Annotated in this window: 16 protein-coding genes; 11 read left to right on the top strand and 5 right to left on the bottom strand. The window is 71.4% G+C overall.

Annotated elements, in window-relative coordinates; all coding sequences use genetic code 11:
• The first annotated feature begins 12 nt into the window (after nt 1–12).
• A complete protein-coding gene (locus ACWGDB_RS23645; RefSeq protein ID WP_453824222.1) occupies nt 13–1440 on the top strand; it encodes a sulfatase family protein in 1428 nt (475 codons plus the stop codon).
• On the opposite strand, the gene ACWGDB_RS23640 is transcribed toward ACWGDB_RS23645, so the two are convergent.
• From ACWGDB_RS23640 to ACWGDB_RS23625, 4 genes are read right to left on the bottom strand one after another with little or no spacing between them, the layout of a single operon-like run.
• On the bottom strand, nt 1437–2075 hold the full coding sequence (locus tag ACWGDB_RS23640) for a response regulator (RefSeq protein WP_383628616.1): 639 nt from the start codon (nt 2073–2075) through the stop codon (nt 1437–1439). The genes ACWGDB_RS23645 and ACWGDB_RS23640 overlap by 4 nt on opposite strands.
• Nucleotides 2068–3321 carry a sensor histidine kinase gene (locus ACWGDB_RS23635; protein WP_453824221.1) on the bottom strand — a complete coding sequence of 418 codons (1254 nt, stop codon included), beginning with the start codon at nt 3319–3321 and terminating at the stop codon, nt 2068–2070. The genes ACWGDB_RS23640 and ACWGDB_RS23635 overlap by 8 nt, the downstream gene beginning before the upstream one ends.
• 22 nt (nt 3322–3343) lie before the next feature.
• Nucleotides 3344–4078, bottom strand: a complete 735-nt coding sequence (locus ACWGDB_RS23630) for an ABC transporter permease (RefSeq protein WP_453824220.1) — start codon at nt 4076–4078, stop codon at nt 3344–3346.
• A complete protein-coding gene (locus ACWGDB_RS23625; RefSeq protein ID WP_453824219.1) occupies nt 4075–4992 on the bottom strand; it encodes an ABC transporter ATP-binding protein in 918 nt (305 codons plus the stop codon). Before ACWGDB_RS23625 ends, ACWGDB_RS23630 begins: the two co-directional genes overlap by 4 nt.
• A 207-nt stretch (nt 4993–5199) precedes the next feature.
• Between ACWGDB_RS23625 and ACWGDB_RS23620 the strand changes: the two genes are divergently transcribed.
• From ACWGDB_RS23620 to ACWGDB_RS23585, 8 genes are all read left to right on the top strand, one after another.
• Nucleotides 5200–7020 carry an ABC transporter ATP-binding protein gene (locus tag ACWGDB_RS23620; protein WP_453824218.1) on the top strand — a complete coding sequence of 607 codons (1821 nt, stop codon included), beginning with the start codon at nt 5200–5202 and terminating at the stop codon, nt 7018–7020.
• Nucleotides 7017–8879, top strand: coding sequence for an ABC transporter ATP-binding protein (locus ACWGDB_RS23615; protein ID WP_453824217.1), 1863 nt, complete (start codon nt 7017–7019; stop codon nt 8877–8879). Before ACWGDB_RS23620 ends, ACWGDB_RS23615 begins: the two co-directional genes overlap by 4 nt.
• Nucleotides 8880–8918: 39 nt before the next feature.
• On the top strand, nt 8919–10634 hold the full coding sequence (locus ACWGDB_RS23610) for an ABC transporter ATP-binding protein (RefSeq protein WP_453824216.1): 1716 nt from the start codon (nt 8919–8921) through the stop codon (nt 10632–10634).
• Nucleotides 10635–10777: 143 nt separating this feature from the next.
• The gene (locus ACWGDB_RS23605; protein WP_453824302.1) at nt 10778–12496 is read left to right on the top strand and encodes an ABC transporter ATP-binding protein; all 1719 of its coding nucleotides are present in this window, start codon (nt 10778–10780) and stop codon (nt 12494–12496) included.
• Between the two features lie 53 nt (nt 12497–12549).
• A complete protein-coding gene (locus ACWGDB_RS23600) occupies nt 12550–14580 on the top strand; it encodes an NAD(+) synthase (RefSeq protein WP_453824215.1) in 2031 nt (676 codons plus the stop codon).
• 272 nt (nt 14581–14852) lie between these two features.
• Nucleotides 14853–16907 (top strand): M4 family metallopeptidase, encoded by a 2055-nt coding sequence (locus tag ACWGDB_RS23595; protein WP_453824214.1) that lies wholly within the window; start codon nt 14853–14855, stop codon nt 16905–16907.
• A gap of 211 nt (nt 16908–17118) precedes the next feature.
• The gene (locus ACWGDB_RS23590) at nt 17119–18783 is read left to right on the top strand and encodes a M4 family metallopeptidase (RefSeq protein WP_453824213.1); all 1665 of its coding nucleotides are present in this window, start codon (nt 17119–17121) and stop codon (nt 18781–18783) included.
• Nucleotides 18784–18852: 69 nt separating this feature from the next.
• Nucleotides 18853–19359: a DUF1990 family protein gene (locus ACWGDB_RS23585; protein WP_453824212.1), complete on the top strand. Its 507-nt coding sequence runs from the start codon at nt 18853–18855 to the stop codon at nt 19357–19359.
• 27 nt (nt 19360–19386) lie between these two features.
• Here ACWGDB_RS23585 and ACWGDB_RS23580 read toward each other — a convergent pair whose 3' ends face one another.
• Nucleotides 19387–22005 carry a glycosyltransferase family 1 protein gene (locus ACWGDB_RS23580; protein WP_453824211.1) on the bottom strand — a complete coding sequence of 873 codons (2619 nt, stop codon included), beginning with the start codon at nt 22003–22005 and terminating at the stop codon, nt 19387–19389.
• Between the two features lie 322 nt (nt 22006–22327).
• Between ACWGDB_RS23580 and ACWGDB_RS23575 the strand changes: the two genes are divergently transcribed.
• Nucleotides 22328–23530 carry a S8 family peptidase gene (locus tag ACWGDB_RS23575; RefSeq protein ID WP_453824210.1) on the top strand — a complete coding sequence of 401 codons (1203 nt, stop codon included), beginning with the start codon at nt 22328–22330 and terminating at the stop codon, nt 23528–23530.
• A 238-nt stretch (nt 23531–23768) separates the two neighbouring features.
• Nucleotides 23769–24523, top strand: a 755-nt coding sequence (locus tag ACWGDB_RS23570; RefSeq protein WP_453824209.1) for a maltotransferase domain-containing protein, incomplete at its 3' end; no start/stop codon positions are given.

Here is a 24523-nt window from a genome sequence, read left to right as displayed (position 1 = left end):
CGACTGAGAGGCATGCCCGAGATCTCCCGCCGTGCCTTCGGTGGTCTGGTCGGCGGCGGCGCCGTGACCGCCGTCGCCGCCACGACCACCGCCGCAGCAGCCGCCGATGCCCCCGAAGCCGTCCCCGCCGAGCGCCCGTTCAAGGCCCGCCGCCCCGGCGCGTCCGGCAGGCGCCCCAACATCCTGGTCATCCTCGGCGACGACCTCGGCTGGGCCGACCTGTCCTCGTACGGCGCCCCGCACATCAGGACCCCGAACCTGGACCGGCTGGCCCGGCAGGGGGTGCGGTTCACGAACGCGTACTCCGGGTCCGCGACCTGCTCACCGACCCGGTTCAGCCTCTACACCGGGCGCTATCCGGGCCGTACGCCGGGCGGGCTCGCCGAGCCGATCGCCAACAGGGCACAGGGGCTGGACCCCAACCACCCCACCCTGGCCTCGCTGCTGAAGAGGGCCGGCTACGCCACCGCGCTGATCGGCAAGTGGCACTGCGGCTGGCTGCCGGACCACAGCCCCACCAAGTCCGGGTGGGACGAGTTCTTCGGGAACTTCGGGGGCGTCCTGGAGTACTTCTCCAAGCTCGGCCAGCTGGGCACGTACGACCTCTACGAGGGCGACGCGGAGTACAAGGACCTGCGGTACTACACGACCGTGCTGACCGAGCGGGCCGTCGATTACGTGAGCCGGGACCACGACGGCACGCCGTGGCTGCTCAATCTCAACTTCACCACCCCGCACTGGCCCTGGCTCGCGGAGGGTGACGAGGAGACCGGCACGGAAATCGAGGCGAGGATCCGGGCCGCGAAGAGCCAGGCGGAGGTCAGCCGGGCGCTGAACCACTACGACGGCGGCTCGGTCGAGAAGTACGCCCAGATGGTGGAGAGCCTCGACGCGGCCGTCGGCGAGGTACTCGACGCGCTGCGCCGGTCGGGGCAGGAGCAGAACACCGTCGTGCTGTTCGCCAGCGACAACGGCGGTGAGCGCTACTCCTACAACTGGCCTCTCAGCGGGGAGAAGTTCGTGCTGCTGGAGGGCGGCATCCGGGTTCCGTCGATCCTGCGCTGGCCCGCCCGCATCGACGGCCGGCAGGTCAGCGACGAGCCGGTCTTCTCCCCCGACTGGACGGCGACCCTGCTGGAGCTGGGCGGCGCGCGGCCCGACCCGGCGTATCCGCTGGACGGCACCAGTCTCGGGGACTACCTGCTGCGCGGCGAGGAGCTGCCGGAGCGGGACCTGTTCTGGCGGGTGCGGGCCAACCGGGCCCTGCGGCGCGGCGACTGGAAGTACTACCGGGACGACAAGGGGACCGACCACCTGTACGACCTCGGCGCCGACCAGCGGGAGCAGGCCGACCTGGCGTCCGACGAGCCGGAGCTGCTGGCGGAGCTGAAGGCGTCCTGGGAGAGGATCGCCTCCGGTCTCCTCCCCTATGCGGGTTAGCCCAGGATCCCCCGCTGGTACGCCGTGGCCACCGCCGCCGCCCGGTCCTTGACGCCCAGCTTGGCGTACAGGTGGGTGAGGTGGGTCTTCACGGTCGCCTCGCTGATGAAGAGTTCGCGGGCGATCTCACGGTTGGACGTTCCCTTGGCGACCAGGGCCAGTACCTCGCGCTCGCGGGCGGACAGCGGCTCGTTGCCGGGGGCGCGGACCGCGGAGACGAGGCGGGAGGCGACGGCCGGGGAGAGGACGGTGCGGCCTTCGGCGGCGGCGCGTACGGCCGTGAACAGGTCGTCGCGCGGGGCGTCCTTGAGGAGGTAGCCGGTCGCGCCCGCCTCGATCGCCGGGAGGGTGTCGGTGTCCGTGTCGTACGTCGTCAGTACGAGGACCTTGGCGCGGGCGCCGCGCCGGGTCAGCTCGGCGATCGCGTCGACCCCGCCGCCGCCCGGCATGCGCAGGTCCATCAGGATCACGTCGGGGTCGAGGACGGCGGCCTTGTCGACCGCTTCCACCCCGTCGGTGGCCTCGCCGAGGACGCGGAAGCCGGGCGCGGACTCGAACATGCCGCGCAGACCGTCCCGTACGACGGGATGGTCGTCGACGATCAGCAGGGAGATGGACGGCTCGTCACTACTCATGGCGCACCAACGGTACGCGAGCCGACACGGCCGTGCCGTGCCCCGGCTCGGACTCGACGGTGAGGGAACCGGCCATGCGTTCGGCGCGGGCGCGCATGCCGGCGAGGCCGAAGCCGCCCGCGTGGCTGCGCTCGGGCAGGGCGAGCGGGTCGAAGCCCCGGCCGTCGTCGCGGATGTCGAGGATCACCTCGTCGCCGAGGAAGGACAGGGTGACGCCCACCCGGGTCGCGCGGGCGTGCCGGGAGGTGTTGGAGAGGGCCTCCTGGGCGATCCTCAGCAGCGTCGCCGAGAGTTCGTCGTGGAGTTGTTCCGTGGTGCCGGTGACCGTGAACCCCGCGCGCACGCCGGTCCGTTCGGCCCATGCGGCGACCGTGCTCTTCAGGGCCTCGGGCAGTCCGTCGTTCTCCAGGGCGACGGGGGCGAGGTTGTGCACCGAGCGACGGGCCTCGCCGAGGCTGTGGCGGGCGAGGGCGGACGCGCGGTCGAGGTGGGTGCGGGCGGTGGGCAGGTCGGGGGCGTTCGCGACGACCTGGAGCTGGGCGATGATGCCGGTCAGGCCCTGGGCGATGGTGTCGTGGATCTCGGCGGCCAGGCGCCGGCGCTCGTCGGCGACACCCGCCTCCCGGGCCTGGACGAGGAGTTGGGCGTGCAGCGCGGCGTTCTCGTCCAGCGCCTGCTGCAACGCCGTGTTGGTGCGTTCGAGTTCCGCGATGGTCTCGGCGCGGGCGCGGGAGCGTTCCTCCTGCTGCGAGGTGAGGTGGCCGACCACGGTCAGGATGACGTTGTTGACCACCACGAGCGCGCCGAACACCACCCACTGCACGGACTCCTTGAACGGCAGCCCCCCGGCCTGCGCGCCCGAGACGGCGATGGAGCAGGCGAACGGGCCGATCCACGGCAGGCGCCGCCCGCGCAACAGCTCGTCGGCGTCGAAGTAGCCGGTGACCGCGTAGAAGGCGAAGAACGGATTCAGCCAGGTGAGCGCGAAGCCGAGGGCCCAGCGCACGGTGTAGTACACGGTGCCGGCGGTGGACGGGCCGGGGCGGGTGCGGCTCGCCCGGACCCACCACAGCTGGAGTGCGAAACCCGCGGCGACCAGCCCCGCGACCGCGATCCGTTCCGCCGCGCCCGGCGTCAGCTCGGAGGTGGCGACCGACAGCAGCGTGGCGACGGCGAGCAGCCCGTAGGGCCCCTTGCTGCGAATCAGCTCCCAGCGCCGCTCGATGTCGGTGTCCACCGCGGTCATGCCACCAGTCTGCATGTGCGCCCTACTCCCAGCGGAACCAGCGCGCGGCCGCCACCGACAGCACGACCGTCCAGGCGGCCATGACGCCGAGGTGGCCCCAGCCCGGCCAGTCCCCCGCCGTGGCCTCGTTGAGGGCCTGCGCGGCGGCGCCGAACGGCGTCAGTCCGACGACGTCGGCCATCACGTCGGGCATGGCCTGCACCGGCAGCCACACGCCCGCGCAGAACAGCATCGGGAAGAACACCGCCGTCCCGACGGCACCCGCGATCTTCACGGTCCGGGACACCGCCGAGATCACCGACCCGAGGGCCAGCGCGGCGAGGACCGCGAGCACGAGCGCGAGCAGATAGCCGTACGGCTGTCCGGGCAGTCGTACGTCGTAGGCGAGCCGCCCGACCGCGAGCGCCAGCAGCGCCGAGAGGACGGCGGCCAGGGCGTGGACCAGCATCTGCGCGGACAGCAGCGCCGACGGCCGGACCGGAGTGGTGGACATCCGGCGCAGGATGCCGTGCTCCCGGTAGCCGGTGATGCCCGCCGGCATCGACTGCACCCCGGCGACGATCATGCCGACCAGCACGGTCACGGGGACGTACGTGTCGACGATGCGCAGACCGTCGAGTCCGTCCTGGGGCTCGCGGAAGGCGGGGACGGCGCCCAGGACGGCCAGCAGCGCGGGCGGGAAGACGAGGATCCAGAAGAGGCTGCCCGGTTCGCGGGCGAGCAGGCGGGCCTCGGTGCGCAGTACGGCGGTGTTCATGGCGTGGTCTCCGTGAGGTCCGTCTCCGTCAGGTCCAGGAAGGCGTCGTCCAGCGTGGCGTCACTGACGCGCAGTTGGTGGGCGGTGACGCGGTGGCGGGCGAGCAGGGTGATCACGGCGTTGACCGTCTCGTCGCTGCCGGCCAGGGTGATCCGACCGTCCTTGTACGCGACGGAGGCCAGCGCGGGCAGGGCGCTCAGCTCCTGTTCGTCCAGCGGCGCGGACGGCGTGAAGGTGATCACCGTGGCGCCGGCGGAGCGGCGGATCAGCCCGGCCGGGGTGTCCAGGGCGGCGATCCTTCCCTTGTCGATCACGGCGATCCGGTCGCAGAGCCGCTGTGCCTCCTCCATGAAGTGGGTGACCAGCAGGACGGTCACCCCGCCGGCCCGCACCTCCTCGATGAGTTGCCAGGTGTCCCGGCGGGCACGTGGGTCGAGGCCGGTGGTCAGCTCGTCGAGGACCACGATGCGGGGGTTGCCGATGAGGGCGAGCGCGATGAACAGCCGCTGTTTCTGGCCGCCGGACAGCTTGCCGAACCGGGCGCCGAGCCGGTCGGTCAGGCCCAGACGCTCGGCGAGCGGGCGCCAGTCGGCGGAGTTCGGGTAGAAGGCCGCGTACAGCTGGAGCGCCTCGCGCACGGTGAGCTTCTCCTGGAGGCGGCCCTCCTGGAGCTGTGCGCCGAGGACGTGCGTGACGCGGTCGTGGTCGGCGACGGGGTCGAGGCCGTTGACACGGACGCGGCCCGCGTCGGGGACGCGCAGGCCCTCGATGCACTCGACGGTGGTGGTCTTGCCGGCGCCGTTCGGGCCGAGGATGCCGAAGATCTCCCCTTCCTCGACGGTGAAGGAGACGCCGTCGACGACGGTTCGGCCGCCGTAGGTCTTGCGCAGGTCGGTGACTTCGATGACGGACATGGCATCAGGGTCGCGGCGGGGCGGGGTGCGCCACATCGGCCGTCGCGCTCGAAGGGACATCGGCCGATCGGTTGATGCCGGCGTACGACCCCCACCGGCTCGCTCTGTACGACCCCTCGAACACGCAGGTCGTAGGACCAGCGACGGATCGCGGACGGGCCAAAACTCGGTGGGCAGTGTCAGTGCCGATCCGTAGGCTCGCTGCTGATGGTGACGACACGTGCAACCGCCGAGGACAGCCCTGACCGGTCCGACCGTTCCGCCGTGCGGACGCTGTTGCGTCTGTGGCCTTACGTGCGGCCCGTGCGGGTGCGGTTGTTCACCGCGGCGTTCGTGGCGATCCTCGCCTCCTGTCTGTCGCTGGTCATTCCGCTCGTCCTGAAGTGGATGGTGGACGGGCCCGTCGCGGACCGGGATCCGGCCGGGGTCTGGCTCGGGGCGCTGTATCTGCTCCTGCTCGGGGTCGCGGAGGCGCTGCTGTTCGGGCTGCGGCGGTGGCTGGTGGCCCGACCGCTGGCCGGCGTCGAGGCGGGGATGCGGGCGGATCTGTACCGGCATCTGCAGCGGCTGCCGGTGGCCTTCCACGACCGGTGGGCGTCGGGCCAGCTGCTGTCGCGGGGCACGACCGACCTGATGCTGCTGCGGATGTTCCTCGCGTTTCCGCTGACGTTCCTGCTGGTCAACGCCGTGACCATCCTCGCCGGCGTGATCATCATGCTGCTCCAGGACTGGACGCTGGGGCTGGTGATCCTGATCCCGGCGGTACCCGTGATGGTCACCTGCGTGATCTTCGAGAAGCGGTACGCCACGGTGGCGCGCCGCGCGCAGGACCAGGTCGGTGATCTGACGACGGTCGTCGAGGAGAGCGTGCTCGGCATCCGGATCATCAAGGGGTTCGGCCGGCACCGCAGCCAGGCCCGCGCGTTCCGCGAACTGTCGCGGACCCTGCGTGGCACGGAACTGCGCAAGGCCCGGCTCCTCGCCACGATCTGGGGCGTCATCGTGACGCTGCCCGAGGTGGCCATCGGGGCGGCGCTGGTGCTGGGCACGATCCAGGTGGCGGACGGTCAGCTGTCGGCGGGCACGCTGGTGGCGTTCCTGTCGACGGCACTCGCGCTCCGCTGGCCCGTCGACTCGATCGGCTTCCTGCTGGCGATGAGTCAGGAGGCGGCGACGGCGACCGAGCGGTACTTCGAGGTGATGGACGCCGAGCAGGAGGAGCCGACCGCGGCCGGTGCCACTGCGCCGGCCGCCACCGCTACCCGCTCAACGGGGCTCGAGGACAGGGGACTCCGCTTCCACGACGTCTCGTTCCGCTACCCCGACGCCCCCACCGACGCCCCACCCGTCCTCGCCGACATCGACCTCCACATCCGCCCGGGCGAGTCCATGGCCCTGGTCGGGGCGACGGGCAGCGGCAAGACCACCCTCACCGCCCTGGTCCCCCGCCTCCACGAGGTGACATCCGGCCACATCACCCTCGACGGCAAGGACATCGCCGAGCTGCCCAGGGACACCCTGCGCGAACTCGTCGCCGTCGCCTTCGAGGAGCCCACCCTCTTCTCGGCCAGCGTCGCCCAGAACGTGCTGATGGGGACCTCCGCCGACGCGGGAGAACCCGAGTTGGAGCGGGCGCTCGCCGTCGCGCAGGCCGACTTCGCGCACGCCCTGCCGCACGGCACCGGCACCCAGGTCGGCGAGCAGGGCCTCAGCCTCTCCGGCGGCCAGCGACAGCGACTGGCGCTCGCGCGGGCGGTGGTCGGCAGGCCCCGCTTCCTGGTGCTGGACGACCCCTTGTCCGCCCTGGACGTGCACACCGAGGCCGCCGTCGAGGCCGCCCTGCGGGAGGTGCTCGCGGAGACCACCGCCCTGATCGTCGCCCACCGCCCGTCCACCGTGCTCCTGGCGGACCGCGTCGCCCTGCTCTCCGGCGGCCGTATCGCCGCCGTCGGCACCCATCACGAACTGCTGCGCACGAACGCCGAATACGCCCACCTCATGGCCGGGACCGAGGAGGCCCACCGATGACGGCGACGACCGCCACCGCACCGGGCAAGGAAGAGCCGGCCGAGGAGGGACCCGAATCCCCGCGGCCCGACGACCCCTTCGACCACGACGTCCTGCCCACTCCACCGGGCGCCACCGCCGCCCTGCTGCGCTCCCTGCTCGCCCCGATGAAGGCGCGGGTCGCCGTCACCACGCTGCTCCTGCTGCTCCAGCAGGCGGCGGTGCAGGCGGGCCCGCTGCTGGTGGCGTACGCGATCGACACGGCCGTACCGGCGTTCCGCCGCGACGATCTCGGCCCGCTGGTCGCGGTCGGGGCCGGCTATCTGCTGTGCGCGGTGGCGTCGGGCGTGCTGCAGTACGCGTTCATCCTGCTCTCCGCCCGCGTCAACCAGGACGTGCTGCTCGACCTGCGCGGCCGTATCTTCCGCCACGCCCAGGCCCTGAGCCTCGACTTCCATGAGCGCTACACGTCCGGGCGGCTCATCTCGCGCTCCACGACGGACGTGGAGTCCCTGCGCGAGCTGCTCGACGAGGGGCTGCAGGAACTCGTCACCGTCATCCTCTCGTTCGTCTACATCTCGGCGCTGCTGCTCTGGCTCGACCTCGGCCTCGGTGCGGTGGCCGTGGCCTCCTTCGCGCCGCTGTACCTCCTGGTACGGAGCTACCGGCGGCGCGCCGCACGTGTGTACACCGTGCGCTCCACCGCGATCGCGGCCGTGATCGTGAAGTTCGTCGAGACGATGAACGGCATCCGACCGGTGCGCGCCTTCCGCCGCGAGGCCGTCAACGACGCCGACTTCCGGGTCCTCAACACCCGGCACGAGCGGACGAACGGCGACGCGCTGCTGGAGATGGCCCGTTACGTCGTCGGCTCCCGGCTCGTCGCCAACACGGCCGTCGCGGGGATCGTGCTGTGGGGTGCCTACCGGGTGGCGGGCGGCACGCTCGCCCTGGGTGTCCTGGCGGCGGCCGTGCTGTATCTGCGCCGGCTGTACGACCCGATCGACCGGCTCGGCATGTTCCTCAACTCGTACCAGTCGGCGGCGGCCTCCCTGGAGAAGATCGCCGGACTGCTCGCCCAGACCCCGTCCGTGCCCGAGCCGCGGGCGCCCCGGCAGCTGCCGGCCCTCGAGTCGGAGCACCCCGGCCGCGAGGTCGTCTTCGACGGAGTCCGGTTCGGCTACCGCACCGGCGGCGAGGTGCTGCCCCGCTTCGACCTCACGTTCCCGGCCGGCCAGACGGTCGCGGTCGTCGGCTCCACGGGCGCCGGCAAGTCGACGCTGGCCAAGCTGCTCGCCCGCTTCTACGACCCCTCGGACGGCCGGGTCCTCCTCGACGACGTCGACCTGCGCGAGCTCGCCGTGCCGGAACTGCGGCGGGGGGTGGTGATGGTGACGCAGGAGGCGTTCCTGTTCTCCGGCACGGTCGCCGAGAACATCGCCATCGGCCGCCCCGACGCCACCCGCGAGGAGATCGAGCAGGCGGCGAAGGCCATCGGCGCGCACGACTTCATCAGCTCGCTCCCGGACGGCTACGACACCGACGTACGCAAGAGGGGTGGCCGTATCTCCGCCGGTCAGCGCCAACTGGTCGCGTTCGCCCGGGCGTTGCTCGCCGATCCGGCCGTGCTGATCCTCGACGAGGCGACCAGCTCCCTCGACATCCCCGGCGAACGGGCCGTGCAGCGGGCGATGTCGACGGTGCTGCACGGGCGCACGGCGGTCGTCATCGCCCACCGGCTGTCCACGGTCGAGATCGCGGACCGCGTGCTGGTCATGGAGCACGGGCAGATCGTCGAGGACGGCACACCGGCCGAACTCGTGGCGGGGACCGGCAGGTTCGCGGATCTGCATCGGGCGTGGCGGGACAGTCTGGCGTAGTCGGCGGCACGAGGAACGACGAACGGGGCACGGGGAAAGATGATCGACGCGTACGAGGATCCGGGGACACCCGACTGTCGTGGCGGATGGCGCTATCTGTGGTGGCTCGTCATGCGCCAGCCCATGCGGTCGGCCATGGGGGCGCTGATCTCCAGCGTGTGGATGGTGCTGCTGGCGGCGACCCCGTACCTGATGTCCCGTGCCGTCGACGACGGGCTGGCGCCCGGGGATTACGGCGCGTTGGCGGGGTGGACGGGTGCGCTGGTCGCGGTGGGGGCGTTCAACGCCTGGCTGAGCATCATGCGGCACCGCACGATGACGCGGGTGCGGATGGACAGCAACTTCCGCACGGTCAAGGTGCTGATCGGCCACGCGGTACGACTGGGTGCCACGCTGCCACGCCGGATCGGGGCCGGGGAGGTCGTCACGATCGGCGTGGGCGACGTCCAGACCATCAGCCAGTCCCTGACCGTCGTGGGCCCGGGCGTCGGTGCCGTCGTCGCCTATCTGGCGGTCGCCGGTCTGCTGGTGTCGGTGTCGGTGCCGATCGCCGTCGTGGTGCTGCTCGGGATGCCGCTGGTCGGCGTGCTCGTCGGGCCGCTGCTGGGGCGGTTGCAGGGCACGGAGACGGAGTACCGGGAGCGGCAGGGTGTCCTGACCGCACGGATCGCCGATCTCGCGGGCGGCCTGCGTGTCCTCAACGGCCTCGGCGGCAAGGGCCTGGTCGCCGACGCCTTCCACCGTGACTCGCAGCGGCTGCGGGCGCAGGGCTACCGGGTCGGGGCGGTGACCAGCTGGGTGCAGGCGCTCGGCGTGGGGCTGCCCACGCTGTTCCTGGCGGTTGTGACCTGGCTGGCGGCGCGGCTGGCCGCCCAGGGCGGCATCACCGTGGGCGAGTTGGTGGCGGTGTACGGGTATGTCGCGGTGCTGGTGGGGCCGGTGGCGTTCTTCATCGAGTGCGGTTACCAGGTCAGCCGTGGCGTGGTGGCGGCGCGGCGGGTCGTACGGTTCCTGCGGCTGGAGCCGATGGCGGACACCGGCACGCGGGACGCGCCCGCGGAACCGGCGGCACTGCACGACCCCGAGTCCGGGGTGCGGGTGCCACCGGGCCGGCTCACCGCACTGGCCGCCGCGCTGCCCGCCGACGCCACAGCCGTCGTCGACCGCCTCGGCCGCTACCTCCCGTCGGCGGCGACCTGGGGCGAAGTGCCCCTGAGCGACATCGCGTTACCGCAGGTCCGGGAGCGCATCCTGGTCGCCGACCACGAGGCCGACCTGTTCGCGGGCACGCTGCGCGAGCTGGTGGCATCCGGGTCCGCGGACCGGGACGAGCGGGCGATCACGCGAGCGGTGCACACGGCGGTCGCCGAGGACATCGTCCGCGGCCTCCCCGACGGCCTCGACACCCCTATCGACGCCCACGGCCGCAACCTCTCCGGCGGCCAACGCCAGCGCGTCCGCCTGGTCCGCACACTGCTGGCGGACCCGGAGGTGCTGCTGGCGGTGGAACCGACGTCTGCACTGGACGCCCACACGGAGGCACGGGTCGCCGAACGCCTGTACACGACGAGACGGGGCCGTACGACGCTTGTGACGACGACGTCCCCCTTGGTCCTGGCCCGAGCGGACACGGTCCACTACGTGGTCGACGGCAAGGTGGCCGCAACGGGCACCCACCGAGAACTGCTGGACGGAGAGCCGGGATACAGAGCCCTGGTGGCCCGGGACGAGAACGCCGAGGAGCTTGCCAAGTGACGGAAGCCAAACGCCCCTCAGGGGCGCGGGGAACTGCGCGACAAGCCACAAAGCACCCGCACTCGGCGAACACACCCAAGTCCCGAGCTCGTAGCCGCCCAGCCCTCCCCGTCGCCGAGCCCCGAGACGTCCGCCGAGCCACAATCCGCCTGGTCCGAGCCGACACCCGCTCCTTCACCGTCGTACTCGCCCTGAACTCCCTCGCCGCAATCGCCGGCTTGGCCAGCCCCTGGCTGGTGGGCCGCATCATCGACGAAGTCAGACGCGGCGCAGGCGTCACGACCGTGGACAAACTCGCCCTGGCCATCCTGATAGCGGCAACAGCCCAGCTGTTGCTGGCCCGCTGGGCCCGCTACGTGGGCCACCGCTTCGGCGAACGCACCCTCGCCCGTGTCCGCGAGGAGTTCGTGAACCGCACACTCGCGCTGCCCGCGTCGGTCGTGGAGCGAGCCGGCAGCGGCGATCTGACGGCGCGCGGCACCGCAGACGTGGCGGCCGTCGGCACCACGCTGCGCGACGTCGGGCCCGAGCTGCTCATCAACTCCGTACAGGTCCTGTTCCTGCTGGGCGCGGTGGTCGCGCTGGATCCCCTGCTCGGCGCCTGCGGTCTGCTCGGCCTGGGGGGCCTGTGGCCGGTGCTGCGCTGGTATCTGCGCCGCGCCCGCACCGGCTACCTCGCCGAGGGTGCGGCCACCTCGGACGTCGCCGAGATCCTCGCGGCGACCGCGTCCGGCGCCCGTACGGTGGAGGCGCTGCGCCTGGAGCGGCAGCGGGTGACGGCGAGCCGGGACGCGCTGGAGGAGTCCCGGCGGACCCGCCTGCACACCCTGTTCCTGCGCACGGTGTTCTTCCCCTCGGTCGAGATCGCCTATCTCGTCCCCGTGGCGACCGTCCTGCTCGTCGGCGGGGCACTGCACGCGCGGGGCACGATCAGCCTGGGCACGGTGGTCGCGGCGGCGCTCTATCTGCAGCAGATGGTCGGCCCGCTGGACGAGATCCTGATGCGGGTCGAGCAACTCCAGAGCGGCGGCGCCTCGTTCGCCCGCGTGGAGGGCCTGGCCCGCGCGCCGCAGGCCACCGACACCGACTCCCCCACCCCCACGGACGACCGCATCGACGTGACCGGCGTGCGCTACGCCTACGACCGCGGCGGCGAGGTCCTCAGCGACGTCGACCTGACCGTACGGCCGGGGGAACGGCTGGCGGTGGTCGGCCCGTCCGGTGCCGGCAAGACGACCCTGAGCCGGCTGCTCGCCGGTGTCGACGCGCCGACCGCCGGCTCGGTGACGGTCGGCGGCGTCCCGGTCGTCGCGCTCGGCCCGGAGCAGCTGCGCCGTCAGGTCGTCCTGGTCACCCAGGAGCACCACGTCTTCCTCGGCACGGTCCGCGACAACCTCCGTATCGCCGAGCCGTCCGCCACGGACGAGGAGGTGTGGGCCGCGCTCACGGCGGTCGGCGCCGACACGTGGGTGGAGCGGCTGCCCGACGGCCTCGACACGGCGCTGGGCGACGGCGGCCACGGCACGGACGGCTCGCAGGCCCAGCAGCTGGCCCTCGCGCGCGTGGTGCTGGCCGACCCGCACACCCTGATCCTCGACGAGGCGACGGCCCTGCTCGACCCGACGACCGCCCGGCACACCGAGCGCGCCCTGGCCGCCGTACTGCAGGGCCGTACCGTCATCGCCATCGCCCACCGTCTGCACACCGCGCACGACGCGGACCGCGTGGCCGTCATGGAGAACGGCCGCCTCACCGAGCTCGGCACCCACGACGAGCTCGTCGGGGCGGACGGGGCGTATGCGGCGCTGTGGCGGTCCTGGCACGGGGAGCGGCCCGCCTCGCCCGGAACGGCGGAGGCCTGATCAGGCGATCTATGCTCGATGCCAGCACTGTCCGCTTCTCCTGGGGAAGTCCGTTGAACTTCTGGTCGCTCTACCAGCACGGCTTCGCGCGCGTGGCCGCGTGCACCGGTCACACCGTCATCGCCGACCCGCACGCCAACGCGGAAGCGGTTCTGCGGCAGGCGCGCCGGTGCGCGCAGGAGGGCGTCGCCGTCGCCGTCTTCCCCGAGCTGGGCCTGACCGGGTACTCGATCGAGGACCTGCTGCTCCAGGACGCGGTGCTCGACGAGGTGGAGCAGGCGCTCCAGTCGGTCGTGGCCGGGTCGGCGGACCTGCTTCCGGTGCTGGTCGTGGGCGCCCCGCTGCGCCACCGCCACCGGATCTACAACTGCGCGGTGATCGTGCACCGCGGCCGGATCCTCGGCGTCGCACCCAAGTCGTACCCGCCGAACTACCGGGAGTTCTACGAGCAGCGGCAGATCGCGTCCGGCGACGACGAGCGCGGCGGGACGATCCGGGTCGGTGGCGCCGAGGTGCCGTTCGGCGTGGACCTGCTCTTCGAGGCGCGGGACGTCCCCGGTCTCGTGCTGCACGCGGAGATCTGCGAGGACATGTGGGTGCCGGTGCCGCCGAGTGCGGAGGCCGCCCTGGCCGGCGCGACGGTGCTGGCCAACCTCTCGGGCAGCCCGATCACGGTCGGGCGGGCGGAGGACCGGCGGCTGCTGTGCCGCTCGGCGTCCTCGCGCTGTCTCGCGGCGTACGTGTACTCGGCGGCCGGTCTGGGTGAGTCGACCACCGACCTGTCCTGGGACGGGCAGACCATGATCTACGAGAACGGCACCCTGCTGGCGGAGACGGACCGGTTCTCGCTCGACGAGCAGTACGCGGTCGCCGACGTCGACCTCGACCTGCTGCGGCAGGAGCGGCAGCGGACGGGCACGTTCGACGACAACCGGCGCACGCACGCCGGGCGCACGGGTGACTTCCGGCGGGTGGACTTCCGGCTCGACCCGCCGACGGCGGACCTGGGCCTCAAGCGCCGGGTCGAGCGTTTCCCGTTCGTGCCGGCCGACGCCGAGCGCCTCGCCCTGGACTGCTACGAGGCGTACAACATCCAGGTGGCGGGCCTCCAGCAGCGGCTGGGCGCGATCGGCGGCCCGAAGGTGGTCATCGGGGTGTCCGGCGGGCTGGACTCCACGCACGCGCTGATCGTCGCCGCCCGGGCGATGGACCGCGCGGGCCGCCCGCGCAGCGACATCCTGGCGTTCACCCTGCCGGGCTTCGCGACCAGCGACCACACCAAGGGCAACGCCCACAAGCTGATGAACTCGCTCGGCGTCACCGCGGCCGAGCTGGACATCACGCCGACGGCGCGGCTGATGCTTCAGGAGATGGGCCACCCGTTCGCGTCCGGCGAGCCGGTGTACGACGTCACCTTCGAGAATGTGCAGGCCGGCCTGCGCACCGACTACCTGTTCCGGCTCGCCAACCAGCGCGGCGGCATCGTGCTCGGCACCGGTGACCTGTCGGAGCTGGCGCTGGGCTGGTCCACGTACGGCGTGGGCGACCAGATGAGCCACTACAACGTCAACGGCGGGGTGCCGAAGACGCTGATCCAGCATCTGATCCGCTGGGTCATCACCAGCGGCCAGTTCGACGAGGAGACCGGCCGGACGCTGGCCGCGATCCTGGACACGGAGATCAGCCCGGAGCTGGTGCCGGGCGAGGAGATGCAGTCCACCGAGTCGAAGATCGGCCCGTACGCACTGCACGACTTCACGCTCTTCCAGGTGCTGCGGTACGGCTTCAGGCCGTCGAAGATCGCCTTCCTGGCCTGGCACGCCTGGCACGACCCGGACGCCGGCGCGTGGCCGCCGGGCTTCCCCGAGGCGAAGCGGGTGGCGTACGACCTGGCGGAGATCAGGCGCTGGCTGGAGGTCTTCTGCCGTCGCTTCTTCGCGTTCGCACAGTTCAAGCGCTCGGCGATGCCGAACGGGCCGAAGGTCTCGGCCGGCGGTTCGCTGTCCCCGCGCGGCGACTGGCGGGCGCCGTCGGACGGCAACGCGGCTGCGTGGCTGCGCGATCTCGCGCGCTTCGACGATTGATGCGACTGCTCCGTTTATCGAACGTGAACTCCCGGACAACGAACGATTTCCGGCCAAGTTTCTGACGCGGTCCTGACAGAAACCGCAACCACCTGCCACTCTTCCCACGGCCGCGACACAGCAACCCCACAACACCGTCACACTGCGGTGCCCGCGGCCGAGCTCCCGCACGCGCACGTCGTTCTGCGTACCACTTGCTCTGCCCGGACGGCCCACCCGCCGGCCGGTCTCCCCTGGCCGCGTGATCCGCGGCCGCGCAGAAGGAGTCAGTGTTGAGAGACAGTTCCTCCCACAGACGCACCTCCCACACGACGCGTCACACCACGCACCGCCGCGCCGCCGCCGTCGCCCTCGTCGGCGTCTCCGCCCTGATCGCGGCGGCCGTCCAGTCGGGCGCCGCCACCGCCGCCCCGGAGAAGGCACCGTCGGCCGCGGGCAAGGTCATACCGGGCGCCGAGTCGGTCAAGCTGTCCCCCGCACAGCGCGCCGAGCTGATACGCGAGGCCAACGCCGGCAAGGCGGACACCGCGAAGGACCTGGGCCTCGGCGCCAAGGAGAAGCTGGTCGTCCGTGACGTCCTCAAGGACGGCAACGGCACGGTCCACACCCGCTACGAGCGGACGTACGACGGCCTGCCCGTCCTCGGCGGCGACCTCGTCGTCGAGACGGCGAAGTCGGGCGCGACCGAGGCCGTCGTCAAGGCGACCCGGGCCGCCATCAAGCCGGCCACCACGACCGCCGCCGTTCCCGCCGCCAAGGCGGAGAAGCAGGCACTGGCCGCCGCGAAGGCGGAGAAGGCCAAGAGCCCGGACGTCAACAAGGCGCCCCGCAAGGTGATCTGGGCCGCGAACGGCAAGCCGACCGTGGCGTACGAGACGGTCGTCGGCGGCTTCCAGCACGACGGCACCCCGCAGGAACTGCACGTCGTCACCGACGCCACCACCGGCGCGAAGCTGTACGAGTGGGAGGCCATCGAGACCGGGACCGGCAACACGGTCTACAGCGGCTCGGTCGACCTGACCACCACTCAGTCCGGGTCGACGTACAACCTCACGGACGGCGCGCGCGGCGGGCACAAGACGTACAACCTCAACCGCGGCACCTCCGGCACCGGCACCCTGTTCTCCGGTCCCGACGACGTCTGGGGCAACGGCAGCCCGTCCAACCTGGAGTCGGCCGGCGCTGACGCGCACTACGGTGCCGCGCTGACCTGGGACTACTACAAGAACGTGCACGGGCGCAGCGGCATCCGCGGCGACGGTGTGGGCGCGTACTCCCGGGTCCACTACGGCAACAACTACGTCAACGCGTTCTGGTCCGACAGCTGCTTCTGCATGACGTACGGCGACGGCTCGGGCAACGCCAACCCGCTGACGTCGATCGACGTGGCCGCGCACGAGATGACCCACGGGCTCACCTCGAACACGGCCGGCCTCATCTACAGCGGCGAGTCCGGCGGCCTGAACGAGGCCACCTCCGACATCTTCGGTTCGACCGTCGAGTTCTTCGCCAACAACTCCTCCGACGTGGGTGACTACCTCATCGGCGAGGAGATCAACATCAACGGCGACGGCACCCCGCTGCGCTACATGGACAAGCCGAGCAAGGACGGCGCGTCCAAGGACAGCTGGTACTCGGGCATCGGCTCGATCGACGTGCACTACTCGTCGGGCCCCGCCAACCACTTCTTCTACCTGCTGAGCGAGGGCAGCGGCACCAAGACCATCAACGGTGTCACGTACAACTCGGCCACGTCGGACGGCCTTCCGGTCACCGGCATCGGCCGGGACAAGGCGGAGAAGATCTGGTTCCGCGCGCTCACCACGAAGTTCACGTCCACGACCAACTACGCGGGCGCCCGCACCGGCACCCTCGCGGCCACCGGTGAGCTCTACGGCACCGACGGCGCCGAGTACAAGGCGGTCCAGGACGCGTGGGCGGGCATCAACGTCGGCTCCCGCCCCGGTGGTGGCGGCGGCACGTCCTTCGAGAGCGGAACCGACGTGGCGATCCCGGACCGCGGCGCGGCGGTCACGTCACCGATCACCGTCTCCGGGCGGACCGGCAACGCCCCGTCCAACCTCCAGGTCGCCGTGGACATCGTCCACACCTACATCGGTGACCTCAAGGTGGATCTGGTCGCCCCCGACGGCACGGCGTACGCGCTGAAGGGCTACGGCACCGGCGGCAGCGCGGACAACCTCAACGCCACGTACACCGTGAACGCGTCCTCCGAGGTCGCCAACGGCGTCTGGCAGTTGCGTGTCCAGGACAACGCGGCCATCGACACCGGTTACATCAACAGCTGGAAGCTCACCTTCCCGTAGGCCCGTTGACGGCCTGCCCAGGACAGGGCGTCGTCTCGGTGGGTTCAACTCCCGCCGGGACGGCGCCCGTTCACGTTTCTGAAACATTCACCCAACAGTCAAAACTTGGCCAACATCACCGATCACTCCTGACATGTACGCGCCCGAGGTGTCACGCTTCCCCCACCCGCCGCACCAGCACCAATGCACCTCCCCCACAAAAGGAGCTCGTGTGACCCCCCTCTACGCGCGTCGCAAGCGCACGACCCTGGCCATCGCCACCACCGTGGCCGCCGGGGCCCTCCTCACCACCGCGCTGACCACCGGTGGTTCGGCCGCAGCGGCCCCCGCGGGGACCGGCGCCAAGGCCGCCCCGCTCGCCGTACCGGTCGCGCTCGCCCCCGCGGCCCGCACCACCCTCATCAAGGACCAGCAGGCCGAGGCGGCCGACACCGCCGACGAGATAGGCCTCGGCGCCCAGGAGAAGCTGGTCGTCAAGGACGTCGTCAAGGACGCCGACGGCTCGGTCCACACCCGCTACGAGCGCACCTACGCGGGCCTGCCGGTCCTCGGCGGCGACCTGGTCGTCCACGAGTCGGCGTCCGGCGCGAGAAAGGGCGTGACCAAGGCGACGAAGGCCACCATCAAGGTCGCCTCGCTCAAGCCGGCGGTCACCGCGGACAAGGCCGAGAGCCAGGCCGTGAAGCTGGCCGAGGCGGCCGGCTCGGAGAAGACCGCGGCCGACCAGGCGCCCCGCAAGGTGATCTGGGCCGCGAACGGCAAGCCGACCCTCGCCTACGAGACGGTCGTCGGCGGCCTCCAGCACGACGGCACCCCGAACGAGCTGCACGTCATCACCGACGCCGCCACCGGCAAGAAGCTGTTCGAGTACCAGGGCATCGAGACCGGCAGCGGCAAGAGCCTGTACTCGGGCACGGTCACGCTCGGCACGACCAAGTCGGGCTCGACGTACCAGCTCTACGACACCACGCGCGGCGGCCACAAGACGTACAACAAGGCCCGCAGCACCAGTTCCTCCGCCGGAACGCTGTTCACCGACGCGGACGACACGTGGGGCACCGGCACGGCCTCCAGCTCCTCCACCGACCAGACCGCCGCCGTCGACGCGGCCTACGGCGCGCAGGAGACCTGGGACTTCTACAAGGAGACCTTCGGCCGCAGCGGCATCAAGAACGACGGCAAGGCCGCATACTCGCGCGTCCACTACGGCAACGCGTACGTCAACGCGTTCTGGGACGACAGCTGCTTCTGCATGACGTACGGCGACGGCGAGGGCAACACCAACCCGCTGACGTCGCTGGACGTGGCCGGCCACGAGATGACCCACGGCGTCACCTCCAACACCGCGGGCCTGAACTACAGCGGCGAGTCGGGCGGTCTGAACGAGGCCACCTCCGACATCTTCGGCACGGCGGTCGAGTTCTTCGCCAACAACTCCGCCGACGTCGGTGACTACCTCATCGGCGAGGAGATCGACATCAACGGCGACGGCACCCCGCTGCGCTACATGGACAAGCCGAGCAAGGACGGCGCGTCCAAGGACAGCTGGTCGTCCTCGCTGGGCGGCCTGGACGTGCACTACTCCTCGGGCCCCGCGAACCACTTCTTCTACCTCCTGTCGGAGGGCAGCGGCGCGAAGACGATCAACGGGGTGAGCTACAACTCCCCGACGTCCAACGGCTCGACGGTCACGGGCATCGGCCGCGCCAAGGCCGCCGCGATCTGGTACAAGGCCCTGACCGAGTACATGACGTCGACGACGAACTACAAGGCCGCCCGCACGGCGACCCTGAGCGCGGCGTCCGCCCTGTACGGCTCCACCAGCACGGAGTACAAGACGGTGGCGGCCGCCTGGTCGGCCATCAACGTCAGCTGACGCACACGTGGTTGCGGGGGCGGCACCCGGGAGGAAGGCATCCCCGGGTGCCGCCCTACGCTTGGGCCCATGTCCTTCACGTACGACGACGTCGGCGCGACCCGGAAGAACGGCTTCTGCCCGCCCGGCTTCCACCCCCTGCACGTGCGCACCCGCATAGGCGAGGGCGAGGAGGTCTTCCGCCGAGCCTCCGAAGCGGTCATGACCTGGGAGATGCACCGCTCGATGGGCGTCGGCATAGAAGCGTCGGCCGACCGCGCTGCTCCCGAGGTCGACGTGACGGTCACCCTGGCCGGGCTGATCAAGGCACCGTGCCGGGTGGTCTGGACGGCGGAGGAGTACCGCCGGGTGGGCTGGGCCTACGGCACGCTTTCCGGTCATCCCGAATGCGGCGAGGAGGCCTTCCTCGTGGACCGCACCGGGGACGGGACGGTGTGGCTGACCGTGCAGGCCTTCAGCCGCGCGGCCAAGTGGTACGCCCGGGCGGGGGGACCTGCGACGCGAGGGTTGCAGCACGCGTACGCGCGACGGTGCGGCAATGTGCTGCGGCAGCTGTGCGAGGCCGAGGGGGACTGAGGGACACCGCAGCCCCCCTCGACGACGTCACCGCAGCAGGACCCCCGCCCCCTCCCCCACATCCTCGGAAGGCACCGCCACCAACCCCAGCTCCGCACTCGACGCCAGCAGCCGATGCGCCGGCAGGATCCGGACGGTGTAGCCGTACGGCCCCGTCCGGTCCAGGGACAGCGGGCCCTCGTACACCCAGCGGCCCTCCGGGTCCGGGCTCCCCGTCGGCTTCAGCGGGACGGTCGAGGCGTCCGCGATGCGGTCCTGCGAGTCGACGCGGCCCGAGACGGCCTGCACCTCGACGTCCTCCGGCCCGAGGTCGCCGAGGCCGACGCGGACCCGGAGGCTGAGCGTCGAGCCGAGTTCCGCGGTGGGGGTCGCCGCCGACGTCTCCACGTGGTCGACCGTGACGCCGTGCCAGGCCGCACGCACCCGCGCCTTCCAGCCCGCGAGCTCACGCGCCGCGTCCTGCGTCATCGCGCGGTGGGCGTGCGCGGCCGGGGTGTAGAGGCGCTCCACGTACTCGCGGACCATCCTGCCGGCCAGGACCTTCGGGCCGAGCAGGGTCAGGGTCTGGCGGACCATCTCGATCCAGCGGTCCGGCAGGCCGCCCCGGCCCTGGTCGTAGAAGCGCGGGGTCACCCGCTGCTCCAGCAGGTCGTACAGCGCCGCCGCCTCTATGTCGTCCCGGTGGTCCGGGTCCGTGCCGGTGCCGTCCGCCGTGGGGACGGCCCAGCCGAAGTCGGGCTGGAACCACTCGTCCCACCAGCCGTCCAGGACGGAGAGGTTGAGGCAGCCATTCAGTGCCGCCTTCATGCCGGAGGTGCCGCAGGCCTCCAGGGGGCGCAGCGGGTTGTTGAGCCAGATGTCGCAGCCCGGGTAGAGCTTCTGGGCCATCGCCATGCCGTAGTCCGGGAGGAAGACGATCCGATGCCTGACCCGCGGGTCGTCGGCGAACCTCACCAGCTCCTGGACCAGGCGCTTGCCGCCGTCGTCCGCCGGGTGTGCCTTGCCCGCCACCACGATCTGGATGGGCCGCTCCGGGTGCAGCAGCAGGTCCATCAGCCGGTCGCGGTCCCTCAGCATCAGCGTCAGCCGCTTGTACGACGGGACCCGCCGCGCGAATCCGATCGTCAGGACGTCGGGGTCGAGTACGCCGTCGATCCAGCCAAGCTCTGCGGTCCCGGCGCCGCGTTGCCGCCAGGAGGTGCGCAGGCGGTCCCGTACCTCCGTCACCAGCTGCTCACGCAGGTTGCGGCGCAGCTCCCAGACCTCCTGGTCGGGGATCTCCGCGACCGCGTCCCAGCGGTCCGAGCCGCCGACGGTCATGGCGTCCTCGGTGCGCTGGGCGCCGATCTGGCGGGCGCCGAGGCGGAAGACCTCGGGGGCGACCCAGGTCGGGGCATGGACGCCGTTGGTCACGGAGGTGATCGGCACCTCGTCGGGGTCGAAGCCCGGCCACAGGCCCGAGAACATCTCCCGGCTGACATTGCCGTGCAGCAGCGAGACGCCGTTCGCGCGCTGGCCCAGGCGCAGGCCCATCACCGCCATGTTGAACAGATTGGGCTCGCCGCCCGGGTAGGTCTCCATACCGAGCTGGAGGATCCGCCCGACCTCGATGCCCGGGAGCTCGGCGTCGGGACCGAAGTGGTGGGCGACCAGCTCACGGTCGAAGCGGTCGATGCCGGCCGGGACCGGCGTGTGGGTGGTGAAGACCGTGCCGGCGCGCACGGCTTCCAGCGCAGGGTCGAAGTCCATGCCCGCGGCGCAGAGTTCGGCGATGCGTTCCAGGCCGAGGAAGCCGGCGTGCCCCTCGTTGGTGTGGAAGACCTCGGGTTCGGGGTGGCCGGTCAGACGGCAGTACGTCCGGACCGCCCGCACTCCCCCTATGCCCAGCAGCATCTCCTGCAGCAGCCGGTGCTCGCTGCCGCCGCCGTAGAGCCGGTCGGTCACGCCGCGTTCGCCGAGGTCGTTCTCCTCGACGTCCGAGTCGAGCATCAGCAGCGGGACGCGGCCGACCTGGGCGAGCCAGACGCGGGCGTGCAGCTGCCTGCCGCCGGGCAGGGTGATGGAGACCTGGGCGGGCGTGCCGTCGGGTTCCTTCAGGAGCGCGACCGGCAGCTCGTTGGGGTCCAGGACCGGGTAGTGCTCCTGCTGCCAGCCGTCGCGGGAGAGGGTCTGCCGGAAGTAGCCGTGCCGGTACAGCAGGCCGACCCCGATGAGGGGTACGCCGAGGTCGCTGGCCGCCTTGAGGTGGTCGCCGGCGAGGATGCCGAGGCCGCCGGAGTACTGGGGCAGGGCGGCCGTGATGCCGAACTCGGGTGAGAAGTAGGCGACGGCGGTGGGCAGTTCGGCGGACTGCTCCTGGTACCAGCGCTCGCCCGTGACGTAGTCGTTCAGGTCACCGGCGACCGCGGCCAGCCGGGCCAGGAAGCGGCTGTCCTCGGTCAGCTCCGCGAGCCGCCCGGGGGACACGCTGCCCAGCAGCCGTACGGGGTCGTTGCCCGAGGCGGCCCAGCACTCGGGGTCGACGGACTGGAAGAGATCGCGGGTCTCCGCATGCCAGGACCAGCGCAGGTTGCGCGCCAGATCGCTCAGGGGCCGGAGGGGTTCGGGGAGCACTGGACGGACGGTGAATCGACGGATCGCCTTCACATTCCACCTCGGGCAGCGCGTGGCAGGGGACACACGGCGGTGTGGGTCCCGTCATCGCCACCGACAGTATCGGTATGCGGGGGTTCGCAACCACCGTGCGTTTTGTGAGTGTCAAGCGCGAGGACCAGAGCACGTCCGTCCGGAAAACGCCGCAACCCTTTGCGGATCCCCCATGCCCGGTATGGCCGATTCCGCCCCCGTAGGCCTCCTTGTGGCGACTTCTCACACCACGAGAGGCTGACTGGTGGCGCACCGGCCCGAGCGGGGTGCACCCCGTGTTCCAGGGCCGTATTGCGCCGAGTTGAGGAGGGGAACTCACACCATGGCACGGACGCGCACACGGCGTCTGCGCCGGGCCGGTGGTCTGACCGCGGTGACCTGTGTCGTCGCACTTTCGGCCACCACCATGCCCGCGCACGCCGCACCGGAGGGACAGATACTCGGCGCCGGGGACCCCGGCTCCGTCAGTGGCAGTTACCTGGTGACGCTCAAGGGGGGAACGAAAGCACCGTCGGCGGCCGGAAAGAGCCTCGCCGAGAAGTACGGGGCGATAATAAGCCATACCTACGGCACGGTCCTCAACGGCTACGCCGTCCGGGCCGACGAGAGACAGGCCAGGCGGCTCGCGGCGGACTCCCGGGTCGCGTCGGTCGTCCAGGACACCCGGGTGACCCTGGAGCACACCCAGAAGAACCCGCCGTCCTGGGGGCTGGACCGCATAGACCAGCGGAACCTGCCGCTGGACAGGAGCTACACCTGGCCGGAGTCGGCGGGCGGCAAAGTGACGGTGTACGTGATCGACACCGGCATCCGCGTCTCGCACAAGGAGTTCGGCGGCCGCGCGAGCCACGGATGGGACTTCGTCGACGACGACCGGACCGCGGGCGACGGCAACGGCCACGGCACCCACGTCGCCGGCACCATCGCGGGCAAGCAGTACGGCGTCGCGAAGAAGGCCAAGGTCGTCTCCGTGCGGGTCCTCGACAACGCCGGCGGCGGCAGCACGGCCGACGTCATCGCCGGTATCGACTGGGTGACCAGGCACGCCAGGAAGCCGGCCGTCGCCAACGTCAGCCTCGGCGGCGCCCGCAACACGCAACTGGACGCCGCCGTACGCAACTCCATCGCGTCCGGCGTCACCTACACGGTCGCGGCCGGCAACGACGGACTGCCGGCCGGCCTGTACTCCCCCGCGTCCGTGCGGGAGGCCATCACCGTGGGCGCCACCGACAGAAAGGACGCGCGGGCGAGCTTCTCCAACTTCGGTTCGGCTCTGGACGTATTCGCGCCGGGCGCCTCCATCACTTCCGCGTCATACGCAAATGACACCGGCAAGGCGACCTACTCCGGTACGTCGATGGCGGCGCCGCACACGGCGGGGGTGGCCGCGCTCTATCTGGCCGACCATCCCAAGGCGAAACCCGCACAGGTGTCCAAGGCGCTGGTGGGACAGGCTGCCACCGGCAAGGTCTCCGGGCGGGGGCTCGGCTCGCCGAACAAACTCCTGCAGGTACCGGGCTCATAGCGGCCTCTTCACGCCGAATTACCGGCACCGGCCCCGTTCTTGAGGAACGGGGCCGGTCTTGTGTGTAGACATACGCGTGAGTAGTTAACAAAGTGCCGGATTGCGTACCCGAATAGGGTGGGAAGGCTCCAGCGGTAACCCCACCCGTGCGCCCCCGGGCGCGCGCCGGAACGAACCACGCAGGACCCACCTCCCCACAGCCATCCGCCCACCCAAGATGACGCGGACAGGAGCGGTCATGCCCGCCATGCACCACCAGTCGTCCTCACCCCCGACGTCGCGCACCGAAGCACCCCCAGCCCCCCGCACCGTCACCGCCGACCCCGGACCACCGGCTCCGGAGCGACCCTCCGCGAACGATCCGGCGCGTGGTGTCGGGCGCATACCCGTACTCGACGTCCGCCCGGTCGTCCAGCACGGGCGCAGGCCCGCGAAGGCCGTCACCGGCGAGACCTTCGAGATCTCGGCGACCCTGTTCCGCGAGGGACATGACGCCGTCGCCGCCAATGCCGTACTCACCGACCCGGACGGCCGCCCCGGCCCCTGGACGCCGATGCGCGAACTCGCCCCGGGCACCGACCGCTGGGGCGCCATGGTCACCGCCGGTGAGCCGGGCCACTGGACCTACCGGGTCGAGGCCTGGGGCGATCCGGTGGCCACCTGGCGGCACCAAGCCCAGATCAAGATCCCGGCCGGGATGGACACGGAACTGGTTCTGGAGGAGGGCGCGCGGCTGTACGAACGTGCGGCCGCCGAGATCCCCGAGAGCGAGGGGCGGTCGGTGATCCTCGCGGCCGTCGAGGCGCTGCGGGACGAGAACCGTCCGGCCGCCTGGCGGCTGGCGGCCGCGTTGACGCCCGAGGTGGACGGGGTGTTGGGGCGGTATCCGTTGCGGGACCTGGTCACCGCCTCGGACCCGCTGCCGTTGCTGGTGGAGCGGGAGCGGGCCCTGTTCGGTTCCTGGTACGAGTTCTTCCCCCGTTCCGAGGGCAC

Source organism: Streptomyces sp. NPDC055013, assembly GCF_053608645.1.
This window is presented reverse-complemented; position numbering and strand designations above follow the sequence as displayed.